Origin of the sequence: Ideonella azotifigens (assembly GCF_006519715.1) — a bacterium.
Taxonomy (GTDB): domain Bacteria; phylum Pseudomonadota; class Gammaproteobacteria; order Burkholderiales; family Burkholderiaceae_C; genus Ideonella; species Ideonella azotifigens.
In genome coordinates, this window is record NZ_VIDT01001034.1 from 1 (window position 1) to 1,409 (window position 1,409).

Here is a 1,409-nt window from a genome sequence, read left to right on the forward strand (position 1 = left end):
CCGGCCGTCAGCCGCACCTTGCCGCCGGCCGAGAGCCGCTCGCCAATCGTCTGCTGGATGCCGTCGCGGTAGCCTTCCAGGCTGCCGAGCAGGGCAGAGTCCTGGCGCACGTCCACGGTGACCTTGCTGCGGTAGAGCAGGCCGTCCTTCTGGATGGGCGCGTCCTTCAGGTCGTTGCTGCCCAGCAGGCCGGTGGTGACGAAGAATTGCGAGACGCTGGCGACCGTGTCGGTGGTGCCGGAGACGTCGATCAGCGCGTCCTCGGCCAGCACGATGCGCGAAGCCTCGTCCACGCCCTTGTCGGCCGCGTAGCCGCGCGTGGCGGTGGGCTCGTAGTTGGGCACCTTCTCGGCCCGCACGTCCACCGTGGCGCCGGGCGCGATGATCTTCGCGCCGGTGTCCAGCAGCACGCTGGCGCCGGCCAGGTCGATGCGCGGTGCGACGAAGGTGGCGTTGCCGTCGCTGGTCAACGGCTTGTTGCCGTTCTGCTCGGCCGCGTTGTCAGGGGCAATCGTCGTCTGGCTGCCGGCACCCAGCACCAGCGCGCCGGCCTGGGTCGCGTCCACGCTGCTGGTGCCGGCCTTGGCGTTGCCCTGGGCGCGCAGGATGATGCTGCCGTTTTCGGTGACGCTGGTGGTCGCGCTGATGCGGCCCATCTGGTTCACCGTCATGCCCACCAGCGTGGTGTTGCCGCGCGCCGTGCTGATCAGGCCGCTCGTGGTGTTGACGACGCTGCCCTGGCGGTCTTCCGCGTCCTTCGGGCCCGCGCCCACCTCGACCAGCAGGCCGCGCAGCGCGGGCACGTCCGGGTTGGTCTCGGAGGCATACAGCGGCCGGCTGTCGGGCCGCTGCAGGTAGATGGCGCCGCCGCCGGCCAGCAGGGTCTGGCCGCCGGGCGTGCTGATGCTGCCGGCGTTTTCCACCCGCTTGGCGAACAGGAAGACCCGGCCGCCGTTGTCGGTGGTGATGGTCGCGCCCTCGTCCACGCGCACGAAGTTCTTGCTGTCGACGAAGTTGGCGGCCTCGCCGTCGTACTTGAAGGTGGGCGAGAGGGTGTTGTAGAGCAGGCTGTTGGTCAGGCCGGACTTGAACTCGTCATCCGTGAGGTTCAGCGCCGAGGCGATCAGCGAGCCGGTGTTGACCTGCGCGCCCTTGCCGAACAGGATGCCGTTGGCATTGATCAGGTAGATCTCGCCGCCCTTGGTGGCCGTGAGCTTGCCGAAGATCTGCGACGGCGCAGTGCCACCCATCACGCGGTTCAGCGCGCTGTAGCCTTTGTCCGCCATGTCGAAAGTGACGCTGCTGTTGGCGCCGATGTCGAAGCTCTGCCACTGGTAGATGGCGCGCTGGCTGGTCTGGCTGATGCTCTGGTTCACGCCGCCACTGGCATTGGGCGTGTTGACCGGCGC

The 1,409-nt window shown here is 68.7% G+C and carries 1 protein-coding gene; it reads right to left on the minus strand.

Annotated elements, in window-relative coordinates:
* Positions 1-1,409: two-partner secretion domain-containing protein (locus FKP22_RS30360; protein WP_141291922.1), on the minus strand; the 1,409-nt coding region annotated here is incomplete at both ends.